At 62.9% G+C, this 23549-nt stretch carries 18 protein-coding genes and 5 pseudogenes; 8 read left to right on the top strand and 15 right to left on the bottom strand.

Annotated features, from left to right (window positions below):
* Nucleotides 1-430: 430 nt before the first annotated feature.
* From G5V65_RS19895 to G5V65_RS19885, 3 genes are read right to left on the bottom strand one after another with little or no spacing between them, the layout of a single operon-like run.
* Entirely contained in the window at nucleotides 431-2101 is a 1671-nt protein-coding gene (locus G5V65_RS19895) for a recombinase family protein (protein ID WP_165053876.1), read from the bottom strand.
* Nucleotides 2098-2514, bottom strand: a complete 417-nt coding sequence (locus tag G5V65_RS19890; protein WP_165053874.1) for a DUF2924 domain-containing protein — start codon at nucleotides 2512-2514, stop codon at nucleotides 2098-2100. The genes G5V65_RS19895 and G5V65_RS19890 overlap by 4 nt, the downstream gene beginning before the upstream one ends.
* Entirely contained in the window at nucleotides 2511-2825 is a 315-nt protein-coding gene (locus G5V65_RS19885; RefSeq protein ID WP_165053872.1) for a DUF3489 domain-containing protein, read from the bottom strand. Before G5V65_RS19885 ends, G5V65_RS19890 begins: the two co-directional genes overlap by 4 nt.
* A 552-nt stretch (nucleotides 2826-3377) precedes the next feature.
* Between G5V65_RS19885 and G5V65_RS19880 the strand changes: the two genes are divergently transcribed.
* The 4 genes and pseudogenes from G5V65_RS19880 to G5V65_RS23045 all read left to right on the top strand — a co-directional run.
* Nucleotides 3378-4778: a site-specific DNA-methyltransferase gene (locus G5V65_RS19880; RefSeq protein WP_165053869.1), complete on the top strand. Its 1401-nt coding sequence runs from the start codon at nucleotides 3378-3380 to the stop codon at nucleotides 4776-4778.
* A complete protein-coding gene (locus G5V65_RS19875; RefSeq protein ID WP_165053866.1) occupies nucleotides 4759-5199 on the top strand; it encodes a DUF5681 domain-containing protein in 441 nt (146 codons plus the stop codon). The genes G5V65_RS19880 and G5V65_RS19875 overlap by 20 nt, the downstream gene beginning before the upstream one ends.
* Nucleotides 5196-6668, top strand: coding sequence for a phage terminase large subunit (terL, locus tag G5V65_RS19870; RefSeq protein ID WP_165053863.1), 1473 nt, complete (start codon nucleotides 5196-5198; stop codon nucleotides 6666-6668). Before G5V65_RS19875 ends, terL begins: the two co-directional genes overlap by 4 nt.
* A 406-nt stretch (nucleotides 6669-7074) precedes the next feature.
* Nucleotides 7075-7293 (top strand): annotated as a pseudogene (locus G5V65_RS23045) (IS256 family transposase); the annotation flags it as partial.
* Here the strand turns inward: G5V65_RS23045 and G5V65_RS23040 are convergent.
* Nucleotides 7281-7526: pseudogene (locus tag G5V65_RS23040) on the bottom strand (recombinase family protein); the annotation flags it as partial. The pseudogenes G5V65_RS23045 and G5V65_RS23040 overlap by 13 nt on opposite strands.
* A gap of 756 nt (nucleotides 7527-8282) precedes the next feature.
* Between G5V65_RS23040 and G5V65_RS19860 the strand changes: the two are divergent.
* Nucleotides 8283-9469 (top strand): IS3 family transposase gene (locus tag G5V65_RS19860; protein ID WP_165053861.1). Its coding sequence is split into 2 segments (ribosomal slippage): nucleotides 8283-8544 and nucleotides 8544-9469, totalling 1188 coding nucleotides; the frame shifts between segments, so codons are not numbered across the junction.
* Nucleotides 9470-9926: 457 nt separating this feature from the next.
* Here the strand turns inward: G5V65_RS19860 and G5V65_RS22750 are convergent.
* Together G5V65_RS22750 and G5V65_RS22935 are read right to left on the bottom strand one after the other, a co-directional pair.
* Nucleotides 9927-10310, bottom strand: coding sequence for an FAD-dependent oxidoreductase (locus G5V65_RS22750; RefSeq protein ID WP_343162874.1), 384 nt, complete (start codon nucleotides 10308-10310; stop codon nucleotides 9927-9929).
* Nucleotides 10279-10500: pseudogene (locus G5V65_RS22935) on the bottom strand (FAD-dependent oxidoreductase); the annotation flags it as partial. The pseudogene G5V65_RS22935 and the gene G5V65_RS22750, both read right to left, overlap by 32 nt.
* A gap of 106 nt (nucleotides 10501-10606) precedes the next feature.
* On the opposite strand from G5V65_RS22935, the gene G5V65_RS19845 reads away from it, so the two are divergent.
* Nucleotides 10607-11542: a LysR family transcriptional regulator gene (locus G5V65_RS19845; RefSeq protein WP_165053853.1), complete on the top strand. Its 936-nt coding sequence runs from the start codon at nucleotides 10607-10609 to the stop codon at nucleotides 11540-11542.
* A 22-nt stretch (nucleotides 11543-11564) separates the two neighbouring features.
* On the opposite strand, the gene G5V65_RS19840 is transcribed toward G5V65_RS19845, so the two are convergent.
* From G5V65_RS19840 to G5V65_RS19820, 5 genes are all read right to left on the bottom strand, one after another.
* The gene (locus G5V65_RS19840) at nucleotides 11565-12041 is read right to left on the bottom strand and encodes a hypothetical protein (RefSeq protein WP_165053850.1); all 477 of its coding nucleotides are present in this window, start codon (nucleotides 12039-12041) and stop codon (nucleotides 11565-11567) included.
* A 30-nt stretch (nucleotides 12042-12071) separates the two neighbouring features.
* Nucleotides 12072-13103 (bottom strand): YeiH family protein, encoded by a 1032-nt coding sequence (locus tag G5V65_RS19835; protein ID WP_165053847.1) that lies wholly within the window; start codon nucleotides 13101-13103, stop codon nucleotides 12072-12074.
* A 107-nt stretch (nucleotides 13104-13210) separates the two neighbouring features.
* A complete protein-coding gene (locus G5V65_RS19830) occupies nucleotides 13211-14242 on the bottom strand; it encodes a GlxA family transcriptional regulator (RefSeq protein ID WP_165053844.1) in 1032 nt (343 codons plus the stop codon).
* An 11-nt stretch (nucleotides 14243-14253) separates the two neighbouring features.
* On the bottom strand, nucleotides 14254-16056 hold the full coding sequence (locus tag G5V65_RS19825) for a trimethylamine methyltransferase family protein (protein WP_165053841.1): 1803 nt from the start codon (nucleotides 16054-16056) through the stop codon (nucleotides 14254-14256).
* Complete coding sequence (locus tag G5V65_RS19820) at nucleotides 16049-18556, bottom strand: GcvT family protein (protein ID WP_343162873.1); 2508 nt, start codon at nucleotides 18554-18556, stop codon at nucleotides 16049-16051. Before G5V65_RS19820 ends, G5V65_RS19825 begins: the two co-directional genes overlap by 8 nt.
* A gap of 198 nt (nucleotides 18557-18754) precedes the next feature.
* On the opposite strand from G5V65_RS19820, the pseudogene G5V65_RS19815 reads away from it, so the two are divergent.
* A pseudogene (locus tag G5V65_RS19815) lies at nucleotides 18755-19045 on the top strand (IS110 family transposase); the annotation flags it as partial.
* Between the two features lie 67 nt (nucleotides 19046-19112).
* On the opposite strand, the pseudogene G5V65_RS19810 reads toward G5V65_RS19815, so the two are convergent.
* A pseudogene (locus G5V65_RS19810) lies at nucleotides 19113-19343 on the bottom strand (transposase domain-containing protein); the annotation flags it as partial.
* 257 nt (nucleotides 19344-19600) lie between these two features.
* Here G5V65_RS19810 and G5V65_RS19805 point away from each other — a divergent pair.
* Nucleotides 19601-20788, top strand: a complete 1188-nt coding sequence (locus G5V65_RS19805; RefSeq protein WP_165053878.1) for an IS110 family transposase — start codon at nucleotides 19601-19603, stop codon at nucleotides 20786-20788.
* On the opposite strand, the gene tnpC is transcribed toward G5V65_RS19805, so the two are convergent.
* Genes tnpC through tnpA form a run of 3 tightly spaced genes read right to left on the bottom strand, consistent with a single transcriptional unit; the run spans nucleotide 20731 to nucleotide 22882 of the window.
* The gene (gene tnpC, locus G5V65_RS19800; protein ID WP_165053838.1) at nucleotides 20731-22083 is read right to left on the bottom strand and encodes an IS66 family transposase; all 1353 of its coding nucleotides are present in this window, start codon (nucleotides 22081-22083) and stop codon (nucleotides 20731-20733) included. The two genes, G5V65_RS19805 and tnpC, sit on opposite strands and share 58 nt — an antisense overlap.
* 59 nt (nucleotides 22084-22142) lie before the next feature.
* Complete coding sequence (gene tnpB, locus G5V65_RS19795) at nucleotides 22143-22490, bottom strand: IS66 family insertion sequence element accessory protein TnpB (protein WP_165053835.1); 348 nt, start codon at nucleotides 22488-22490, stop codon at nucleotides 22143-22145.
* Nucleotides 22487-22882 (bottom strand): IS66-like element accessory protein TnpA, encoded by a 396-nt coding sequence (tnpA, locus tag G5V65_RS19790; RefSeq protein ID WP_165053832.1) that lies wholly within the window; start codon nucleotides 22880-22882, stop codon nucleotides 22487-22489. The genes tnpB and tnpA overlap by 4 nt, the downstream gene beginning before the upstream one ends.
* Nucleotides 22883-23549: the final 667 nt, after the last annotated feature.

Here is a 23549-nt window from a genome sequence, read left to right as displayed (position 1 = left end):
AGCGGTTGCGCAGCATCCGTCAGAGCTCGACACTGGCACGAGAGAGAGTTCGATATTTGTTGCACTTCCTCCGCCACCGACCCCCGTCTCATTCCCTGTCGCCGATTCTGCGCGGAATTCCCGCGCGATTCCGGCCGCTTACCGAACCCGCCAGAGCGGAGAGACGCACGGCATCGGCCGATTCCGCACCTAAACGGCGGGCCGTCTCTCCTGGCCCGAAAGCCCGGTGCGCTTTCGCTGTTCCGGCCGGATCTACAGCGAATTTTCCCAATTCGCTATCATTTTCGCCGATAGCCGCCCCGATTCACCCAGTAATAACAATGGCTTGCCTGGGCAATTCCCTGCGCGATCGAACAGGGAAAGAATTCGACCGAACAGGGAACGGTCCGACACCGATCAGGGAAAGAATTGCCCCGTGCAGGGAAAGCCCTCAGCCGGCGAAGCCGAGGAGCCGTTCCTGCGCCGTCCAGTCGAGCGGGAGCTGCACCTTGACGAGGCGCTCGAGCGTGAGCTCGGCCGGCTGGGTCCCGTTGAGAATGGCGGCCTGGATGCGCGGCGAGAGACCGGCGAGGTGCAGGATCCGCGCGAGGTAGCGCTCGGCGACCTTTTCGGCCGCAGCAAGCCGGCCGAGGGCCGTGCCGGATTTCAGTGCCTCGGCCCAGCGATGGGCGTTGCGAAGCGCCCGGATGAGAGTGGCGTCGGGGGCGGGCAGCGGGTCACCGGCAATGATCCGCGTCTCCACGCCGCGCCGGCGGCAGGCGAAGGGCGCCTCGATCCGCAAGAGCGCGGGATGGAGCCGCCCGGCGGGAAGACCGGCCGCCGCCGCCACGGCATCGCGGTCGAGATCGATGTCGAGGCGGCCGCGGGCGAGGGCGATCGTGTCGATGAGCACCGCGCCGGCCCGGCATTCTTCGCGCCTGATTGACTGCGCGAGGAGGGCAATGGCGGCGGAAGCCGGTGCCGCCTCGGCGGCGTCGGGTTGCGCGAGGACCGCGTGCCGTGCGGCCGAGGCGGCGAGATGCACGGCGATGGCATTCGCGACCGCCGCCTCGAGCGCGCCGGCCGGCAGGCGCCAGCCGGACGCGTCGCGGCCGCCCGAGATCAGCCGGTTCGACACGTAGTAACGGAGCTTGCGGCCCCGGCGCTGGGTATGGGTCGGGGTCAGGGGATCGCCGGTCTCGTCGCGGAGCTTGCCCTTGAGCGGCGCCTCGTGACCCGCGAGCGCGCCGGCGCGCGTGCCGCGGCGCCTCGCCGAGGCGGCCTGCAGCAGGTCCTGCACCTCGGTCCAGAGCACCTCCGTGACGATGGCGGGATGGCTGCCGGGCCAGCACCTGTCGCGGTGGCGGATCCGGCCAAGATAGACCGGGTTGGTGAGGATCTTGTGGATCTGTCCGCGGCTGAGCGCGCCACCGCCCTGCTGCCGCCCGCTGGCGAAGTGATGGCGCTTCGAGCGGAGACCCTCGCGTGCCGCTGCCTCTTCGGTGCGGCGCAGGTTGCGGTGGTCCGCGTAGAGCGCGAAGAGCCGGCGGACAGTCTCCGCCTCGCGTGGATTGACCACGAGTTCGCGCCGTTGCCGATCGGGATGGGGATCGTAGCCGAGGGGCGGCAGGCCGCCCATCCAGAGGCCCTTCTTCTTCGAGGCGGCGATCTTGTCGCGAATGCGTTCGGCGGTGACCTCGCGTTCGAACTGGGCGAAGGAGAGAAGCACGTTGAGGGTGAGCCGACCCATCGAACTCGAGGTGTTGAAGGCCTGGGTCACCGAGACGAAGGAGCAGTTCGCCGCCTCGAGCCGCTCGACGAGCTTGGCGAAGTCGGCGAGCGAGCGGGTGAGGCGGTCGATCTTGTAGACCACGACCATGTCGATGCGGCCGGCACCGATGTCGGCGAGGAGGCGTTGCAGCGCCGGGCGCTCGAGCGTGCCGCCGGAAACCCCGCCATCGTCGTAGCGGGCGGGCAGCATCTTCCAGCCCTCGTGGCGCTGGCTGGCGATATAGGCGGCGCAGGCCTCGTGCTGCGCATCGAGCGAGTTGAAGTCCTGATCGAGCCCGTCTTCGGAGGACTTGCGGGTATAGACGGCGCAGCGGATCACCGGCTTCGTCATGATGCCGTCGCCCCCTTCAGCCCGAAGAAGCGCGGCCCCGACCAGTGCGCGCCGGTGATCTCCCGCGCGATCGCCGACAGCGAGCGGTAGACCGCGCCGTTCCAGTGATAGCCGTCACCGGTCACCTCGACGACGTGGGTCACGCCGTTCCATTCCCGCAGGAGCCGGCCGCCGGGCTGCAGCGGTCGTGCCGCAGCCCTCGTCTCTTGCCGCGCCGCGCGGTCGAGCCCTGCGTGGAACTTCGCGGTCAGGCCGCCGGAGCGGCGGGCCTGGATCTCGATCGCGAGGAAGCGGCGCAGCAGCGGCTGGCTGATGCTGCGCGGCGCGGGTCCGCCGAAGATCGCGGTCCAGGCGGCGAGAAGCTCGGCCCGCTCCATCGCCTCGAGAGCGGCGATCGTCGGCAGCGGGCTCATTCGCTGCCCTCGGTTCCCGCCACCAGCCGGTAGCGGGCGGCCTCGCCCTTGGCCTCCGGCGCGATCCGCTCGATCGTGGCGCCGGCCTTGCGCAGCGAACTCAGGGCCGCGCGGACCGTGTGCGGCTGCCAGGCGAGGGTGGCGCCGATCTCCGCGATACTTGCGCCCTCGGGGGACGCGAGCATGACCTTCAGCCGGGCGAGCTTGCTGATCTGCGCCGGCGCGCCGGCCGTGCCCGTCGCTGTCTCGGTGGCCTTCGCGCCGGAGGTGCCTTGCTTCTCTGCGCCGGGGGTCTTCGGTTTCCGTGCCATCTGGGTCTTCTCCCCTGGTCATGGGCCCCGCGGCATGCCGGGCCCGGTACCGGGTGAAGCCCGGGGGTGGGTGCCGGGCGTGGCAACAGGAACGCTTGCCGTGGCGGAGAAGTCCAGCGGGAATGTCTGTCGTACGAGGGTCTCGATTGACAAAGAAAGTGTGACTAAGTACCTGTATCAAAACAAAAAATATTGGCTTGCATCTTGACGCCCATTCCCTGTTGATCTACATCGTTCGTATAGGTGATGCCTTAAAGGGCGAATGAGAGATACGGGAAGTGGCGTCCAAGCTGACGTCCAATGTTCGACACGATAGAGCAAAGAAGCACCGGCAGTAGACGCCTCGGCACGACGCCATCGATAAAACCCCGAGCGCAGAGCGCTTTTGATCGCCGCACGGCCTGACAACTGCGTATCGGCCCAGAGCCGTTCCAGCAGGACCAACCGGCGGCCCCCGACGCCGATGTGACGCCTCGGGCGCGCATCGCTCGACTTCCCTCAATCTTGATGCCTCCGCCGTATTCCGGTGGCGGGCAAACATGGAGATGAATAATGACCACGACCACTGACCCCGCCTGCGGGACCGGCCAGTCCTTGCCGGTCGATCGCAAGCAAGCCGTTGATGCCGGCGTGATCCGGCATCTGCCGCTCGCCGCGCTCAAGCCTTATGTCCGCAATGCCCGCCGGCATGACGACAAGCAGGTCGAGCTCATCACCCGCTCGATCCGCGAGTACGGCTTCGTCAACCCGGTGCTGATCGACAAGGACAACGTCATCGTCGCCGGGCACGGACGCTACGAGGCCGCCATGCGGCTGGGGCTCGCGACGGTGCCGACGATCCGGATCGAGCATCTGACGGAGGCCCAGATCCGCGCCTACCGGATCGCCGACAACCGCATCGCCGAGCTGTCCGAGTGGGATGCCGACCTGCTGCGGCTCGAGATCGTCGATCTCTCCGAGCTGGAGTTCAAGGGCGAACTTGACTTCGACCTCTCGCTCACCGGCTTCAACACGCCTGAGCTCGACATCATCCTCGAAGGCGAGGCGGCCGGCACGGAAGAGACCGAGCGGGTCGACTTGCCCGGTGAGGAAACGCCCGCGGTGACCCGCCCGGGCGATCTCTGGGTGCTCGGCGAGCACCGCCTCCTGTGCGGCGACGCGCTTCTCGGGACGAGTTACGCCCGGCTGATGGAGGGCGAACTGGCGCGGATGGTGTTCACCGACCCGCCGTTCAATGTCCAGGTTGCGGGACATGTCCGCACCAAAGCCGCCCATCGCGAGTTCGCGATGGCTTCGGGCGAGATGTCGGACAGCGAGTTCCGCAACTTTTTGGCAGGCTTTCTGCGCCGGTGCAAGTCCGTTCTCATGGAAGGTGGCATGGCTTTCGGGGCGATCGACTGGCGCCATGTCGAGGACCTGATCTTCGCCGGCAAGTCCGAAGACCTGTCGCTCATCAACCTCTGCGTCTGGAACAAGACCAATGGCGGGATGGGATCGCTGTATCGGAGCAAGCACGAGCTGGTTTGCGTCTTCAAGAAGGAAGGCGCGCGCCATGTCAACAACGTCGAGCTGGGCCGCCATGGCCGCTACCGCACCAACGTTTGGGACTATCCCGGTGTCAACACCTTCCGCCGGGGGAGGGCGGCGGACCTCGCCGATCACCCGACGGTGAAGCCCACGGCGCTTGTAGCAGATGCGATCCGCGACGTCAGCCATCGCGGCGAGATCGTGCTCGATCCCTTCGGCGGGTCGGGCTCGACGCTTCTCGCCGCCGACAAGACCCGGCGCCGGGCCCGGCTGATCGAGATCGACCCGCTCTACTGTGACGTCGCGGTCCGCCGCTGGCAGGCCCTGACCGGCGGCTCCGCCGTCCTGGCCGAAACCGGCGAGCGTTTCGACACCCGCGCCGCTGCCCTTGAGACGGAGGCCGACCATGGCCAGGCGACGCAGTGACGGCACCTACGAGGTCGGCTACGGCCGGCCGCCGGTCGCAACCCGGTTCAAGCCGGGCCAGTCCGGCAACCCCCGCGGACGCCCGAAGGGCGCCAAGAACGTCGATACCATCCTGCGCGCGGTTCTGATGCAGCAGATCACGGTGCTGGAGGGCGGCAAGCGACGCAAGATCACCGTCTTCGAGGTCTTCCTGAAACGCCTCTCGAAACAGGCGCTCGAGGGGGATCCGAAGTCGGGCGACAAGATGATCCGCCTGCTTCCCTATCTCAAGAAGATCGAGGCGTCGGGCGATGCCACGGCCGCGCCGGACGAGGGCGAGGACGATGCCGGGCGCGACGGCGATCGCGACATGCTGCGCTACTTCGCGCAGATGGTGCGCGACGGCGCGCTCGATCTCGATGACGAGGAGGAAGCGCAATGAGTGAGATGGGTCCGGGACTCGCGCGCCAGGCGGCGGACGAGCTGTCGCGCGCGAGCCTCTTCGCCTTCACCTGGCGGGTCTTCGACGAGCTCCACCGCGGCAGTGGCGACAGCTTCATCCCGAACTGGCACGTTCAGGCGATCTGCCATGAGCTCGAGAACCTCTGGCGCGGCGAGAACCGGCGTCTCGTCATCACCGTGCCGCCGCGCCATCTGAAGTCGATTGCCGCGGCGGTCGCCTTCCCGGCCTGGCTCCTGGGGCGTGATCCGAGCGAGAAGGTCATCGTTGCGAGCTACGGGCTCGACCTGGCGCGCAAGCACGCGGAGGATTTCCGCCGCGTGGTTGAGAGCGACTGGTATCGCCGCCTCTTCCCGCGCACCCGCATCGCCCCGCGCGGCGCGCGCCAGGACGAGATCCGCACCACCAGGAGAGGCGGCCGCAAGGCCGTCTCCATCGGCGGCGCGGTCACCGGCTTCGGCGCCGATTACATCGTTATCGACGATCTCCTGAAGGCGGGCGACGCCAGTTCCGAGACCGAACGCCTGCGCGCCCAGGACTACATCGAAGGTTCGCTCCTGTCGCGCTTCGACGATCCGCGCAGCGGGCGGGTCGTGGCGATCCAGCAGCGCCTCCACGAGGTCGACCCGGCCGGGTATCTCCTGTCGAAGGGCAACTACCGGCATCTCAACCTGCCAGCGATTGCCGAGGAAGACGCGCAGATCCCCGTCGGCTTCGGCAGGGTGCATCACCGGCGGACCGGCGACGCGCTCTTCCCGCAACGGATGGATCACACGGTTCTCGACGAACTCCGCCGCGAGTTCGGCACCGCGGTCTTCAACATGCAGTACCAGCAGAACCCGATCGCCGCCGACGGCTCGGCGCTGAGGTGGGAGTGGTTCAAGACCTGCGACGAAGCCATGCCGCGCGACTGGTTCCAGCTGGTCGTGCAGAGCTGGGATACCGGCATGTCCTCCGATCCGCGCAGCGACTTCTCGGTCTGCACCACTTGGGGCTTCCGCGAGGGGCTGTGGTACCTGCTCGACCTCTTCCGTGATCGGCTTGACTATCCCGAGCTCAAGCGCAAGGCGCTGGCGCTCGGGGAGAGCTGGCGCGCCGACAAGGTCCTGATCGAGAGGGCCGGCTCTGGCATTCCGCTCTTGCAGGAATGCCACCGGATCATGCCGTCGCGGTTCCGCGAGATCAAACCGATCCAGGACAAGGAGGTGCGGTTCAACGCGGCCTGCGCTCCCATCGAGGCCGGCAAGGTGGTGGTGCCCCGGAGCGCGCCCTGGTTGCCCGGTCTTCGCACCGAACTGCTCGGGTTCCCGCGGGCCAGGCACGACGACCAGGTCGACAGCGTCAGCCAGTTCCTGAACTGGACGCACGGCCCCGGCTTCTTCAGGACATTGCCGCGCGACAGTCCCTACAGACCTTCGCAACAGCGCCGGGAGACGATGAGAAGGAGATAGTCGGCAAGTGGTCTGATGCCACGAGCGTCAGACTCATAACCTGAAGGTCGTAGGTTCAAATCCTACCCCCGCAACCAAAAATAGACGCATTATCAAATACATAAGCCGGAGGTATTCCCATACCACCGGCCTGTCCGCGTCTACATCAACGCCACATCAACACCAGATCAGCACAACCGCAACCGCAAGCATGTGCCCGCAGCCGCAGGTAGCTGCGGGTAAACCGTAGACGTCTGGGCTGACCGCTCCGATGCATGATGATGGTGTCCATAAATTCGATCTATCCCAAGCAGGAACTTTCCCATCGATAACGTACAAAGTCTTTCGCACATTTGACCGTGAGGTCGGCCCCTTTCAGACTGGCTGAGAGGAGCTGAGAATGGACGAGAACGAGAAGCCGAAGCCGATGGGGCAAGTGATCCAGATCGATGAGGCCCGGATACGGGATCATCTGGGCGAGATGGTGCGTGGGACGGTTGAGGAGGCCCTGAACGCGATGCTGGATGCCGAGGCCGACCGCCTCTGCGGCGCGGGACGGTATGAGCGCAACTGCCAGTCCCGGCTGTTGCGCGCAAAGCGGGATACTTCACGCGCCGCGACGGCGCCGACCTTGCCGAGACAAACATCGGCGATCATCCGGTCAAAGCCTTCCCGCGCGACACCCCCGGCGGCAGAACGGCCGAGGTCGTCATCCACGGTGTCGATCCGGCTCCAGCCCAAATCCGAAAGCCGCTCCCGCATGGCATATTGCAGGGCGCTGCTTTCCCGGTTGTGCAGGACCTGGTGGGCTGATGACTGGCGGACGTAAAGGATCGCCTTGCGTTCCAAATGCTGCGGACCAATCTTCTCATGCTTCATGATCGCTCCCCCCGTCCGCCGCACCGGCGTGTTCTGCTATCAGGCGTGCCATCAACCGTGTCAGTGTTTGCTGCGTGTCGTCGGGAAGGCTTTGCCAAGGCGGTGTCTGTGTCACGGGCGCGGACTGGATGTCCGGGAACAGCTCGAGTTGCGTCGTCGTCATTTTGCGCGGCATGGGCCAACCTCCGAATCTCGTGTTCAGCGTCCGATGCTGCGTCATCGCGTGATGGGGAGCCGGATTTATTGAGCGGAACACAAGCGGCGTCGAATACCAGCCCCGCGAGAGCCCTTAGAGCCTCCAGGCCCACATGCGCAGAACCAGAACGGCGGCAGGAAGCACATGCTGTCCGGTCAAACATCCAAATGGGAACTTCCAGAAGCCGGTCCGACCGGCGGCCGGTGAGATTGCACCGAAACACTGCATCGCCGGGCTTGTCGACCACAGAATGGACATAGACCGATCTGCCGAACCAGGGATGCCATGGATAAAGAACCTCGCGCCGGTCGGTAACGTGGGTGTTCTGGCGTTCAGTTGTACAACGAGGACCGACCCCACAGCGCGATCGGATACAACGTCCCGATCGCCATGCACTTTCCCGATGACGCTGCCAGCCCGTCGTGATCAGAACCGGAAAACTCCAGCTTCCGGCGATCCAAGGTTAGGGCTCAGAGCAGAAGCCGGAAAACTCTGCTGCTCTGACCCCCGAGAACTCCTCCATCTGATGCTAGAGTCCGGCCCAATGAGAGGACCGGAGCATGAAGCGATCGAAGTTCACGGAAGAGCAGATCATCGGCATCCTGCGCGAGCAGGAAGCGGGTGCGAAGACGGCGGAGCTGTGCCGCCGGCACGGGATCAGCAGCGCGACGTTCTACGCCTGGAAGGCCAAGTTCGGCGGGATGGACGTGTCGGATGCGAAGCGGCTGAAGGCGCTGGAAGAGGAGAATGCCCGGCTGAAGCGGCTCTTGGCGGAGTCGCTGCTCGACCAGGCTGCCCTGAAGGACCTCCTGTCGCGAAAGTGGTAACGCCCGCCGCCAGGCGCGAAGCCGTCGCGATCCTCGTGGAGCGCCACGAGATGAGCGAGCGGCGGGCGTGTTCCGTGATCGGCGCGGACCGGACCTCGATCCGATACCGCGGCCGACGCCCCGACGATCACGACCTGCGCGAGCGCCTGCGGGCGCTGGCGTCCGAGCGGCGCCGGTTCGGCTACCGGCGGCTGCATGTTCTGCTGAGGCGGGAGGGCCATGTCGTGAACCGCAAGAAGACCCAGCGGCTCTACCGTGAGGAGGGCCTGTCGGTGCGCAAGCGGCGGGGACGGAAGAAGGCGACGGGCACGCGGGCACCGCTCCTGACGGTGGCCGCGCCGAACGCGCGCTGGTCGGTCGACTTCGTGCATGACCAGTTCGCCCAAGGTCGGCGGTTCCGGATCTTCAACGTGATCGACGATGTCACGAAGGAATGCCTGGCGGTCGTGGTCGACACCTCGATCTCGGGCCGCCGCGTGGCGCGGGAGCTGACTGCCTTGATCGCCCGGCGCGGCCAGCCCGGCCTGATCGTCAGCGACCACGGGACCGAGTTCACCTCGAACGCGATGCTGGCCTGGAGCGAGGAGATGGGCGTGCCCTGGCACTTCATCGCACCGGGCAAGCCGATGCAGAACGGGATCTGCGAGGCCTTCAATTCGAAGATGCGCGACGAACTCCTGAACGAGACGCTGTTCTTCGGCCTCGACCATGCCCGCACCGTCATCGACGCCTGGGTGGCCGATTACAACGCCAACCGCCCCCATTCGGCGCTCGGCTACCAGACCCCCGCGGCCTACGCCGCCCAACTCGCCGCAACGGGCGATCGGCTCCACGAAACGGAAGCGTTCCGCCGATCGCCCATTGCTCCCTCCGCGCAAGCGGGCAATTGTCACCCGCCGGCTCTGGTTTCAGATGGATGAGCGCCGGGGGTCAGAGCAACGCGGATAGATGATCTGGCCCGAACCGAAGCGGGCTTTCTTGGATGGTGGACATGAGATCTCCCCGACGGTCCTGCCGTCGCTCAACGAATGTCAGTTTCGTATGAAAGAGGAGTGCCCCGGGCGGTGGGTAGCAGCGCAGAACCTCACGCCGCCCGGGGATCCGGGCGCGTCAGAAGGAGAAACCTGCTCTGTCCGATCGCTTCAACCATGCCGTCTACGCTACGACGGAGCGACGGCGTGTCAACGCCAGGGGCGGCCCGCGCGCGGACCGCATCCCGAACGCGACAATTCGGCACCAGTCGCTAATTGGTTCGGCTGCGCCTCGTTCAACTGCACGATCGGCCCCTCCCAAAATGGCGGCGCCCGAAGGCGCCGAAATTTGGGGACCGTTGCCGACGCGGCGAGGCGGCTCTCACGGCCTCTTTCGCTCCGCGCTTCAACTCTTGCCCATCGGCGTGTCAACGGCGGCGCAAAACCCGGCCAGCCGTGGAGTGCGCAGGATGCTTGCCCCAGCACGGCGCGCACGGGCCGCCAGCGCCTGGCAAAGCTGCGCAGGGTCAATATCGCCGTCCCGCCCGTCCCACAGCCCGGCCAGCACGTCATCAATGTTGAGATGCGGGTTTCGGCGCTTTATCTCGGCCGAGTCCAGCAGGTCGATGTCCAGCTTCGATCTCTTTGCGACCGACATGGTGTGATGCGCCTCGTCGAGGTGGACGGGGCTGGACAACAGGCGCACCCCGCCCTCCGGTCGCATGGTGATAGTTGATCCGGTAGGCTGTGTCCGCGGCCAATTCGCGGTAAAGCTTGATCGAGTAGTCACGCAGCAGGAGCAGAAGCTGGTTGAAGGCGATGCTTGGGCACTGCGCCGCCGAATGCCATGTCGTGCCCGAGGTTAGCTCGTTGCGCTCCAGCAGCACAGCATCGGTCCATCCTTCCAGGCACAGGTGATAGAGCGCAGACAGCCCGCCGACGCCCCCTCCCACAATGACAACCTTTGCATGGCTTTGCATCGCTTCCTCCTGACGGTTTCGCGAACCCACTGTCGGAGGAATAATGTCAATTGAAAAACAGAACAATATGCCTAGATTGGTCTGAAAAAATGATCATAGGCGAGACATGGACACGAACCTCAAGGCCTTGCGCTATTTCATGGCCGCCTTGCGCTGTGGAAGCATTTCCGAGGCTTCCAAGCACCTGCATGTCGTGCCCTCCGCCGTGCTGGCGGCGGTCAACCAGGTGGAAGAGGCCTTTGGCCTGCAACTGACGACCCGGCAACGCGCTAAGGGCATCGCCCCTACAGCGACGGGGCAGATCCTGATGCAGCGAATCCAGCACCTGTTGGACGAATACGAAACCTTGATGAGCATCGGCACCGAGATGCGCACGCAACTGACCGGAACGTTGCGGGTGGGCTATTACGCGCCCGTCGCCCCGGCCTTTCTGCCCGGCATCGCGCACGGGCTGCTGGCCGAAAACCGCCGTGCCGACATCAAGTTCATCGCCTGCGACAATGAGACAGCCCAGACGGGCCTGATCTCGGGCGCATTCGACGTGATCCTGTGTGTCGCCCAGAGAATGAAACCGGGCGTTACTTACGAAACACTCGTCGAGGTGCCTGCCTACCTTCTTGTGCCCCGGAACCACTCGTTCGCGGCGCGCGCCAGCGTTTCGTTGAAAGACCTGGGTGGCGAAACCCTCGTCCTCCTCGATTTGCCGGCCGTCAGCGAATACTACAGTCGCATCCTCGAAGAGGCAGGAGCCTCACCACGTATCGCGAGCTCGGCCACGACGCTGGAGATGGTGCGGAGCCTCGTTGGCGCTGGGGTCGGGTGTTCTCTGCTGCACATGCGACCTGCGACGGATATTACCTATGCCGGAGACAGGGTTGCCGAAGTGCCGCTCAGCCCGGCGCCGCCTCCGCTGAAGATCGTTCTAGGACACCTGCCTGACAACCCGCGCCGTCTGGTGAAGGCCTTTGTCGATCAGGTAAGGGTGCTGTTTTCGAAAGAAGAGTCACGCCGCTTTCTGGTCCGGCTTCCTGAAGCAAAATGAAAGCCGATATTGGAGTGGCCCCTCAGACGAGCGAACTGGGCGGCCGTGCTTTGGATCGGCCAGGGCTTGGTATCACGATCAGCTGGCTCTGCCCACAGACGCCGCGCTGGTCATCGCCAAGCTCGACCGGCTCTCGCGCGATGCCGCCTTCTTGCTGGCCGTTCGCGACAGTGTACCGCGCCACGGTTTGAGACAGCCGTTTGCGCCGCTCCTGCTGCCATTTTGTGCTCCATGGCGGGTTCGAAGGCAAGCCCGAGCTGTCCAGCCCGGATCTGATCTCGAGTCCTGTGGCCTGGCGCAGCCCGGCGGCGTTGTAGAGGGCTACGGAGTCGGCCTGCGACTGGTGCAGGTCCTCGACCGCCGTGAAATGTCGTTCCGTATCTCGCGAGTGCCGTCGAAAAATAGATGGCCAAATGGGACGAACTGCCTTCCCCCTGGATGACACGAGCCGCATCCCTGACCTCTGCGCCGCGATCAAGATCGTCTCGGCATCTGCCATGTCGTTCTTCTGGCCGCAACTCGTATGATCTCAGTCGAGGAGTGTGACACCAACCAGCACGAGACTGGAGATGAACAGAGTTTCCGCCACCACGAGGATGATCGCTTGCCGCCCGACCTCGAGAATGCGTTTGAGCGAGGTTTTCATCCCGACCGCGGCCACCGAGATCAGTAGCGCCCAGCGGGACATGCCGCTCATCAGGTCGGTCGCTAGCGCCGGGATCGCGCCCATGGTGTTGAGGGTGGCAAAACCGAGAAACGCGAGGACGAAGAACGGAATGATCGGCGGCTGCTTTCCGGGCCGCTCATTGCCTGACATCCGGTTGCGGATCACAAGAGAGACAATGAGAACGACAGGGGCGAGCATCGTCACCCGGATCAACTTGACCAATGTCGCCACTTCGCCGGATTCGTCAGAGACCGAAAAGCCGGCGCCGACAACCTGGGCGACGTCATGGATCGTGCCGCCGAGGAAGACGCCGGAGGCGACGTCGTCGAGACCAAGCGTCGCGGCAAGGATCGGATAAATGATCATCGCGAGCGTGCTCAGCACGGTCACGCTCAGCACCGTGAAGATCAGGTTGCGCTCGGAATGCTCGTTTCTGGGCAGGACCGCGGAGATCGCCATCGCGGCCGAAGCACCGCAGATCGCCACCGAACCGCCGGTCAGCAGGCCGAAGCGCCAGCCGCGCCCGAGAAGTCGCGCAACCGCCAAGCCGAAGGTAATCGTCAGAGCCACTGCCACGACAAGCAAGATGATCAGCTTGGCCCCGAGGCCCACCATCAGATCGACGCTGATCCTGGCGCCGAGCAGGGCGACCCCCACCCGCAAGACGGTCCTCGCCGCAAACTCCACGCCGGGCACGCATTTACCCTCTTCGGCAAGGAAATGAAACGCGATGCCGAGCAGGAGAGCCATAAGCATGGCCGGCGCACCGTAGTGTTCCGAAAGAAACTGTGCGGCGAGCGCAACCACGGCACTCACGAGCAAGCCGGGTCCCCGGTTTCGTGCGAAGTCGACGAACGAGCTGGCGCCGAAACTTGAAGTGCCGAATGCGCCCATGTGAATACCTTTCATCCGAACAAGCGCCACGACCCTAGGGTCGGTGGCAATAATGAAGCAGGTTGCTGGGCGGTTAGGCCATGAATCAACGCAGGTCTAAGCCATCTTCAATAGCTCACGGCACATCCACCGAATTGCCGGTATTGTGAAGGCGTCACACCATACGCTCGCTTGAACTGCTTGTTGAAGGTCGCGGTCTCACGAAATCCACAGACGATCGCGATCTCGATTATCTCCATTGAGCTCTGCTCAATCAGCCTAATCGCATGCTGCAACTGTGATCGACGGCAGAATTTCTGCGGCGAGATCTTAAGATGCTTCGCAAACAGCCGTTCCAGCTGCCGAACGGAGATGCCTACGGCGGCGGCCACGTCAGATGTCGATGGCGGTTCCTCAATTCGGGCCTCGAACATGTCAATTGCTGCGCCGAGGACGCAGGGAATGCCGCGAAACCTATTCGCGGCGAAACGCGGCTGAGGACGTGATCCGCCCCGAACCCCCTCGATCAGAAGCTGCGCGGAAACCGCACTCGCCACGTCCTGCCCTAGTCTCGCGCTGATTAGAGCGATCACGAGATCGAGGGCCGCCGCTTCGCCAGGACTGGTCACGACATGACCGTCACGAAGAAAAATGGTGTCGGACACGCATACGGTTGGCGCAGTCTCGCGCAAGCTAGAAACACGGGTCCAGTGATCGCTACAGCCTGATATCAATCCGTTTTCGGCAAGCGTACGGACCGCACCACCGATGACGCAGATAGGCTTTGCGTGCCGTTTGGCGTTTCGCACGAGGCGAAGAGCTGTCTGAGCTTGCTCGCTCGAAAGCAGGTCTCCGGTACAAAGAACAAGCCCGTCATAGGTCCGCATCAATTCGGCCTCGCCTTGGACGCGATCGAGGGACTGGTCTGCGATGACCTGGATCCCGGATCGGGACAGGAGGCGGTGGGATGGGAAGCCCACGAGCCTTTTACTAACTGTCTGAACTCCAAGCTGGCGATCCGCCAGAGACAGCGCGTCGGTGATCGCGCCCAGAGATAGCATCGAGAAGCCGTCCGACAAGACGATGGCCACCGACAAGCGGCGCCGGCCCGGGGGCATGTCGAGCCGCGGCACAACATCGAAGGGGGGCAGGAATGTCATTCGTCTGGCTCCTAGAGGGCTAGTCTCGCTGCAAATCTCCAACTCGAACGGCGCGTGATGACGCTGAAGCCTTCATCGCCGTCTCTTCCAGTAGCTTGGTCAGCCAATCGAGGGCCATTTCCGGCACCAGGACAGGAGAAGCCGGCATAGGGGCGGGGCGGCGGCCGAAACATCTCGTCCTCCGGACCCGGTCCGGCTTTTCCACGCTCACCTGACGCAACTGCGAGTGTTTGATCGCGTATTAAAGAACCACTCATTGCTTTCATGCAATCTCTTGGCAAACGGATATTGAAGGTAGACCTGACGCGCCGATCGGCCTCATACGTGATATGATTCGGAAAATGGTGAGCAAGAATGTCTCGACTAAGCAACTGAGCACGCTGACGAATATCATGCTTACCGGCCTCAGTCCAAACAACAGGACTGGTCCTATCGCTCAAAGCCGGATAATAATAGTCACGCTGCATGGCCGCTAGAGTTTGATCGCCGCCCAAATAGTGACCGGCGCCACGGATCGTCTGCTCTATCGCATCGAGATTGAGCGTGTCATCATTCACTTCGACACCCCTAATTATCCTCTGTACGGATCCAAGTATTTCATTGTCGATGACAAACCCCTCGAACGAAACGCCCAACAAACTTGCGAACATCCCGGCCGATTCATAGACGAGATTACCACCCGCAAGACCTGCAGCCAGTGCCGTCAATCCCTTCTCGTAGCCTGCCTGTGCATCGGGTATCTTTGAATCCGACATCGAAGCTCCAATGCCAGATATTAGCCCAAGAGAATTACTCAGCTGCGCCGAGGCGGCATTTAAGATGGCCATCTCAGCACTGCCTCCCGCGAATGCCCCCGTGCGAAGATCGACGACAAATGGCCAGTTCGAGAATATCACGGGATGACCCGGCTTCAGAAGATCGATCAAAACAAGGGCTGCGAGCGTCTCCGCCAATGATTGCGCCAACATGCCAGCCAAGGGAGCGGGTGCGGTTGCGCCGGCCTGTGCTGCGGTTATCGTATTAATAGGCATATTGTGGCGCAATGCAGCTATAGCGACATCGACCGCGTCTTCGCCGTATCGCATTGGCGAGATCATCGGGCTGATGTGAGCCTTACAGAAGGGGCGCTTGGAGAACGCTCCCACATCTCCGAGCATCATGTCAAACATTTCAACGCAAGCGTCGACATGACTCCCAAAGCTGAAGCTCGTGCCAATTGGCTTAGTCGTCCCCGCCGCTATGGCATAGGCGGTGTTGATGTCGAGATCAAAGACATCATCTACATCCGTGGCGACGCAGCAACGCGTGAACCAGCAAAGGTTGTCGAGCGTGTCTGCCAGACGCGCAAAATCGTAAAGATCGCGTAGGGTCGAAGGCCGATAGTTGCCGTTCGAAATATCAAGAGTCTGCACGGCAGCCCCACCTGTCCCGAAGCGGACCTCCTGCCCCTTCACTTCGAAATCGTGCCGCGGATCTTGCCCCAAGAGCGTCACGGATTTCGGTGTGCTGGCGACGATGTCCTCGACAAGATCACGAGAGTAAAGCAGGCGGCCATGTGCATCAAACTGGCATCCACGCTGCAGTGCCAAGTCTCTTACAACCTTCGGAACTTCACCAATGCCGACCGTTGCCAATAGCGTCAGAGCCGCATCGATGATCTGAGCACAGTTGCTGTCCGTGAGCGGTCGATACTGCCCACCCGTCGAGCCCGTCGGGGCTGGATTGATTGCGTCGGCTCCGGGGGTGAGGCGCGCAGCGACACGTGCTGCGCGGCCTCCGGCTCGTCGATTACGTGGCGCTTGAGAATCAGACATACTGGCCTCTTTGGATGTTGTTCTCCGGATCAAAAAGGCATGACGGAAGTACCGTCGCTACCACTCGCTTGCCTAACAAGAAAAGCGATAGTTGCGTACCTTCCTCGGCCTGATCTGGTGCCACATATGCCATGGCGAGATTTTTTTGGGTCCGGTGCCCCCAGGCCGCGGAGGTTACGGAGCCCACCGGCCTATCTCCCGCGAACACCCCTTCGCCTGGTTGCGCCGGGGCCGCCGGGCTGTGCAACTCCAGAATTACGCGCTTTTTGCGGTTTCCGGCCGCTATCTGCGCCTGCAGACCCTCCTTCCCGGGGAAGGCTTTGTTCATGTCTACGAACCGGTCCAGTCCCGCCTCGAAAGGATTGAACTCCGTGATAAAGTCACCCTTCCAGTGGCCATATCCCTTTTCCATGCGCATCGACTCGATTGCGTACATGCCGAAATGTGAGAGGCCGCAGACATTTCCTGCTTGGGTCAGTATCTCGTAGGCTGCATAAAGCTGAGTATTGGGTATATGAAGTTCGAATGCCTGCTCGCCCGAGAAGCTGATGGCGATGGCCAATGCCTCGATATGTCCGATAAAGCAACGCTGCGCTGTCAGCCAAGGAAAGTCCTTCTGCCCCCATTTTGTGCGCGGCGACACAGCAGCCAAAATACTGCGGGTCTTTGGGCCCGCAATCACCAGCATCGTGTGCGTGTTGGTTCTACTTTCGATGCGGATGCCGCTGTCGGCGGGCAGATGCTCGGTCAACCAGTCCATGTCGTGATATTCCGCGGCGGCGGCGGAGCCATAGAAAATCTCGCCGTTCGACAGCGGGACGATTGTGGCTTCGCCAGCGACGTTGCCTCTCGGCGTCAGGAAATAGATCAGGCTTGCCTTGCCGATTTTTCGCGAAACCGGCGAGCAGGTGAGGCTGTCAATCCATTCCAGAGCTCCCGGCCCGCTGATCCGGTAATGATTGAAGCCAGACAGTTCGGCAAGGCCGACCCCGGCGCGCAATGCTGCGATCTCGGCCTCTACGACGGGGTGCCAGTTCTGAAAGGCGTAGCCGTGCGATTCCTCAAAATCCTGCGACGGCTTGAAGAAGCTGACCCTTTCCCAACCATTGACCACGCCAAAAGCCGCGCCCTTGGCCTTGAACACCGGGTAGAGGGGCGAGGCTTTGGCCGGGCGCCCTGCGGGCCGATGCTCGTGCGGCAGGTGCCAACGGAACTCGTGCTGGTAGTCCTCAATAGATTTTAGCGCGGTATATTCAGTGTTAGCGTAGCTAGTGATCCGGCGAGGGTCGATCTGCCAAGTGTCCCACTCTGTCTCACCATGCACTATCATCTGGGCGAGCATCTTGCCATAGCCGCCCCCCTCGCCGATGCCCACGCGCAATCCGTTCATGGACCAAAAATTGCGCAAGCTCGGCTGTTTTCCCACCAGTGGGCCCGCATCCGCAGCATAGGAGATTGGCCCATTTACGACGGACTTGATGCCAACATCTTTCAGGCACGGCAGACGATCAAATATTGGCTCCATCTTGGGCAAGAGCCGGTCCAGATCATCGGGGCAGAGGGCGTTGACGAAATCGGGGTCGATCCCGTCCATGCCGAATGTCTTGCAGTCGTGTTCGTAGATGCCAACCAGAAGCCCCTTTTTTTCCTGACGCATATAGAAGGTGTCGCGTGGGCAGCGAACCATGGGCATGCGGCCCTCGCGCGCCACAAGTTCAGGAATGTCCTCTGTGACGAAATACATGTGCTCCATGGCGATGACGGGGTATTCAATCCCCATTAACGCGCCGACCTCATTGACACGATACCCCGCAGCCACAACAATGTGCTCCGCTGTGATCGTGCCCTTTGTTGTAGTCACTAGCCATTCGCCATTCGGCATTTGCGCCAGACCCGTGACGGGGGTATTGCGATGAATCTCGGCCCCTGCCCTGCGCGAGCGTGCGGCCAGCGCCTGGCACAATTGCGCCGGATCGATGTCGCCATCACGTTCGTCCCAAAGAGCCGCAAGAACACCATCAGTGTTCAGAAGTGGATTGCGCCGTTTGGCCTCAGGTGCGTCCAGTAGATCGAATTCGAAACCCAAGCCTTTGGCGACCGATATAATGTGGTTCACCTCGTCCACATGCGTATGATTGGTTAAGAGACGCATGCCACCCGTTCCAAAGTGATAATTGATTGGGTAGGCGGCATCGTTGGCAAGCTCCTGGTAAAGCCTCACCGTATAGTCGCGCAGCAGGAGTAGTAGTTGGTTGAACGCAATGCTGGGACACTGGGCAGCTGAGTGCCACGTGGTCCCGGATGTCAGTTCATTCCTTTCGAGTAGGACAACGTCGTTCCAGCCCTCCAAAGTCAAATGATAGAGGGCTGAAAGCCCCCCGATACCGCCACCAATCACTACAACTCGCGCATGTGATTTCATTGCCTGCCCCTCAAATGTACTTCCGATCCGTGTCGCGGCCGCGAAGCGTGCTGCTTGCTGCCCCCGCCGCAGTACCATCCTGCATGTCAGATAGTTTGAAAAAACGGAAAATAAAGAATGAATAATTCAAAAAAACAGAATACCTCACGAGGAGGCGGTGAAATGGTTCTGATGATGGGTTGGGTCGGCGATGATGATGTAACCGCCCCTCGACGGCATCCCTGTGCCTAGGTGGGTCTGTGAGGGCCCACAAAGCGGAGCGGTCTTGGCGGAAATATCACGGCAGGGCTCGATCTGGCGAAGAATGTGTTGCAGGTGCATGGGGCTGACGGCGCGGGTCAGACGGTGCTGCGCAAGAAGCTGAGGCGAGCGCAGGTGTTGGAGTTCTTCGGGCAGCTGCCGCCTTGCATTGTCGCGATGGAAGCCTGTGGCGGCGCCCACTTATGGGGCCGTGAGATCGGCAAGCTTGGCCATGATGTTCGACTCATCCCGCCTGCCTACGTCAAGCCGTTTGTAAAGCGACAGAAGAGTGATGCCGCCGATTCCGAGGCTGTCGTCTGGGCGGTGATGGCCCGAGGCGGCATCCACCAGGCTCCGACCGCGGCGGCATAAGCGTAACCGTCCGGCCTGACCGCTACCGGTTCCAGTTCCACGGAAGCAGATCATCGACCTTGGTGATCTTGTAGTCGGGGATGCGGGCGAGGGTGTTGGCGAGCCAGGCATGTGGGTCGACGGCGTTGAGCTTGGCCGTCTCGATCAGGGTGTAGGCGATGGCGGCGGCCTTTCCACCCGCCTCGGAGCCGACGAAGAGGTAATTCTTCCGCCCGAGGGCGATCGCGCGCATGGCCCGTTCGGCGGCGTTGTTATCGGGCATGTTGTGCGCGGCGCCTCTCGACCGTCTGACGATCCTCGCCCTGTCATGGTAGAGTTGGTCTGTCGGGACAGGGGCGTCGGAGTGCGAAGAAGCGGGCAGGCCGTTTTGACTATGAGCTGCGAGCTCGCGTTGTTATCTGGCCGCCCCTGCGACTATCCCGTCTGCGCTGTGAGCGCGTATCCGTAGATGTCGCACAGCCCGCGCACTCCCCATCGACAACTGGGAGGATTTGCATGCGGTCGATCGGAATGGATGTGCATCGAAGTTTCGCCCAGGTGGCGATCCTCGATGGCGGCAGGTTCACGGAGGAATGCCGGATAGAACTTGAGCACGGTGCGGTGCTGGGCTTCGGGCAAAGGCTGCGCAAGGACGATGAGGTGGTGCTGGAGGCGACCGGGAACACCGCCGCCATCGTCCGACTGCTGACGCCATTCGTCGCGCGCGTGGTGATCGCCAACCCACTGCAAGTGAAGGCCATCGCGCATGCGCGGGTCAAGACCGACAAGGTGGATGCCAGGCTTCTGGCGCGGCTTCATGCGTCCGGGTTCCTGCCGGAGGTCTGGGCGGCAGACGACGAGACGCAGAATCTGCGGCGTCTCGTCTCAGAGCGCGCGGCGCTGGTGCGCTCGATCCGGCGGGTGAAGAGCCGGGTTCAGGCCGTCCTCCACGCCAACCTCGTCTCCGGTTATGCTGGTCACCTGTTCGGGAAGGGCGGCCGACGCTGGCTTGCGACAGCCCCCTTGCCGAAGGCGGAACGCGATCTTCTGGCCCGTCATCTCGACGAACTTGACTGGCTCGATACCAAGCTGGAGAAGCTGAATCGTGCCTTGGCGCGCATCTCGCTCGATGATGGCCGCACACGCAAACTGATGAGCATCGCCGGGATCAGTTCCGTGGTCGCCACGTCGGTCATTGCAGCGATCGGAGACATCTCGCGGTTCCCATCGCCCGACAGGCTCGCGAGCTACTTCGGCCTGACGCCGCGGGTCCGGCAATCCGGCGACCACCGAGCGATCCATGGACGCATCTCCAAACAGGGGAACACGCTGGCAAGGACAATGCTGATCGAGGCCGCATGGTCGGCGGCGTCGGTGCCCGGACCGCTGCGCGCCTTCTTTCTACGGATCAAGGACCGCAAGGGGGTCAACGTCGCGGCTGTTGCGACGGCGCGCAAGATCGCAGCGCTGATCTGGCAGTTGCTGACGAAGGAGGCCCCTTATCGATGGGCGAGACCAGCCTTTGTCGCCATGAAGATGCGCAAACTGGAACTGAGGGCTGGCTCTCCCAGGGCACATGGGCAAGCTGGACCTGGCCGTGACTACTGGATCAAGGAGATCCGCCATCGAGAGCTGGACCTCGTCGCGCAAGCCGAAGCGGCCTACGTTGCCATGGCCGAAGCTTGGAAGGACAGGCCACCAAAGACGCAAAAGGGCTGAGAAAGGGGCTGTTCAACAACATCCGTGTCGAGTTCGAGGATGCCGTGGTCGAAGTAGGGTCGCAGGCGCTCCATCCGGTTCAGCGCATAGCGGATGGCGGTTGCGAGCGGTGATTTTCCCGAGATCGTGGTGAGTTGCATGGCCAGCCAGACCTCGAGATCGTCGAAGACCGGGGCGGCATGGGCGCGTCGCAGGTCGGCGCGGCGATCGGGTGGAGAGCCGCGGGCCTCTTTCTCGACGGCGTAGAGTTGGGCGATCCGGCCGATGGCCTCTTCGGCGATGGGGGAACCCTGTGACCGGTGGATGTCGACGAACTTGCGCCTGACATGGGCCATGCAGGCGACCTCGCGGATGGCGCCGGAGCGATAGAGGTCCTCGAACCCGGCATAACCGTCGGCATGCATCCAGCCGCGGAAGCGGGCAAGATGGTCCTTGGGGTGCTGCCCCTTGCGGTCGCCGGAGAACCGATACCATGCCGCTGGTGGGGCGTCGCCGCCCCACGGGCGTTCGTCACGGGCATAGGTCCAGAGCCGTGCCGTCTGGGTCTTTCCAGTGCCGGGCGCGAGCATGCTGACGGGCGTGTCATCGGCGAAGATCGCCTCGGCCGAGAGGACATGGTGGCCGATGGCATCGGCGAGAGGTTCCAGCAAAGCCGTGGTCTTGCCGACCCAGTCGGCCAGCGTGGAGCGGTCGAGATCCAGCCCTTCACGGTCGAAGATCTGGCTCTGGCGATACAAGGGAAGATGGTCGGCGTATTTGCTGACCAGCACATGGGCCAACAGACCCGGCCCCGGGCGGCCGCGTTCGATCGGGCGCGTTGGCAGCGGGGCCTGGACGAAGCGTTCGCAGCAGGCGCAGGTCAGGCGAGGCCGGACGATCCTGTTCACGATGAAGCGCCCCGGCACATACTCCAGTTCCTCGGTCACATCCTCGCCGATCCGGCGCAGCCGCCCGCCGCAATCGGCGCAGGCATCTGTGCCGGGCGTCAGTTCCACCTCCATCCGGGGAATGTGGTCCGGGATCCGGCGGCGCTTGGGTTTGTCCTTCTCCTCGATGTCCGGCAGCTTCATCCGTGCCGTCATCGCGGCGGCGGCGATCTCGCTGGTCTCCAGCGCCAGTTGCAGCTGTTCCGCCGTCTCCGACGAGGCACCGAACCGATGCGCGCGGTGCCTGGCCAACTGATGCCGGAGCTTCTCGATCAGGATCGCCTGGGCCTTCACCTCCGCCAGAAGCCGCGCGGTGAAGCTGCGCAACTCCTCAGGGTCGTCCGGCAAGGTCAGGGTTTGGGTGAGCATGCCGAGAGTTTATCTTATTGGATTCCTTGTGGGAATCCTCTCCACTCCGGATCGGCGGATTATCCCGCCGCCAAGGGCCGCCAGGTCCGCTCCGGGGCCCGCCAGTCGATGCCCTCCAGGAGCATCGACAGCTGCGCCGGCGTCAGCGCCACCTTCCCATCCTTGGCCGAGGGCCAGACAAACCGTCCCTTCTCAAGCCGCTTCACGAACATGCAGGCCCCCTGACCATCCCACCAGATGACCTTCACCAGATCGCCGCGACGGCCACGGAACACGAACAGATGCCCGGCGAACGGGTCCTGCTTCAGCACCGCCTCGGCCTGCGCCGCCAAGGCTGCAAAGCCCTTGCGCATGTCGGTCACTCCGGCCGCCAGCCAGACCCGCGTGTTGGCCGGAACCGGGATCACGCCGTAAGGCCCCGGATCAGCCGCGCCAGCGCCTCGGGATCATAGCTGCCGCTGATCCGCATCCGGTGGCCGCCGGCCAATTCGATCTCGATGTGGTTGTCGGCGGCAGGCACTGCCACAGGCGCCTTCGCCTCTGCGACGATCTCCACCGGCAGAAAGCGAGGCTCCATCGCAGGCGAAGGTAACGCTGCCCGGTCTGGCGCGTAACGGGGATCGCGCAGCCACTTGAAGATCAGGTTCGCGTTCACCGCGTAGCGCCGCGCCACCTGTGCCACCGAAACACCCGGCGCAGCCGTCTGGAAGCAGATCGACCGCTTCTCATCATCCGTCCAGAGCCGCTTCGTCCGCCGCGCCACGTCATCACCATAGTGTCCACTATCGATGATGGACACTATCCCGCACTCTCACCCCGCGGCAGGGCGGTCAGCCCGGACGCTTACGCATAAGCCGACCGCCGGTCGCGAGTACGTCGGAGCGAAAGAGTGCAAGGAGCAGCTTGGCGCAACGGTGGTGAGACGGGGTCGGCGAAACCAGTGTGCAACAACGTACCTCGAGCACGCGGCGTTGATTTGGGACCTGAGCCTATGGCTCGAGGGAAGAAACGCCACCCCTCACACCAATTACAACAACCTCCGGGACATCCCCCACACCCGCGTCGGGCTACGTCCGCGTTCAGATTTTCAGAACAACAAGATCAAAAAAAAGCGCTATGCAGAATAAGGTTGCGCGGCAATAGTCGTCGACACGTATGGGTAAGTTGCTGCCTATGTCAATTCGTATTGGCACCGGCAGGGGCGAGAATTCGCGCTCTCACGGAGTTAGTCAGAGTTAAAGTCAGGGAGAGACTCGTGTTTAATGCTCTATGGCCTTTCGCTGAACCCTTGGAAAACTAAGCTCGACAGATCTCTTTAGAATTCAGCAAGCGCGACGTTTGCGCTTGCGAAAGCCGTGAGATTTCGTTCAGCGAGAAAAACGAAATAAACCCACATTCTCCAAGTAAGTCGCTGATTTCGCTGTCGTAATCGTGATATTTCGCATATAAATCATGGCGTTGACGGC

This window comes from Paragemmobacter kunshanensis, from assembly GCF_011059185.1.
GTDB classification, from domain to species: domain Bacteria; phylum Pseudomonadota; class Alphaproteobacteria; order Rhodobacterales; family Rhodobacteraceae; genus Paragemmobacter; species Paragemmobacter kunshanensis.
The sequence above is the reverse complement of the archived record's forward strand: the minus strand, read 5'-3'. Positions and strand labels throughout refer to the sequence as shown.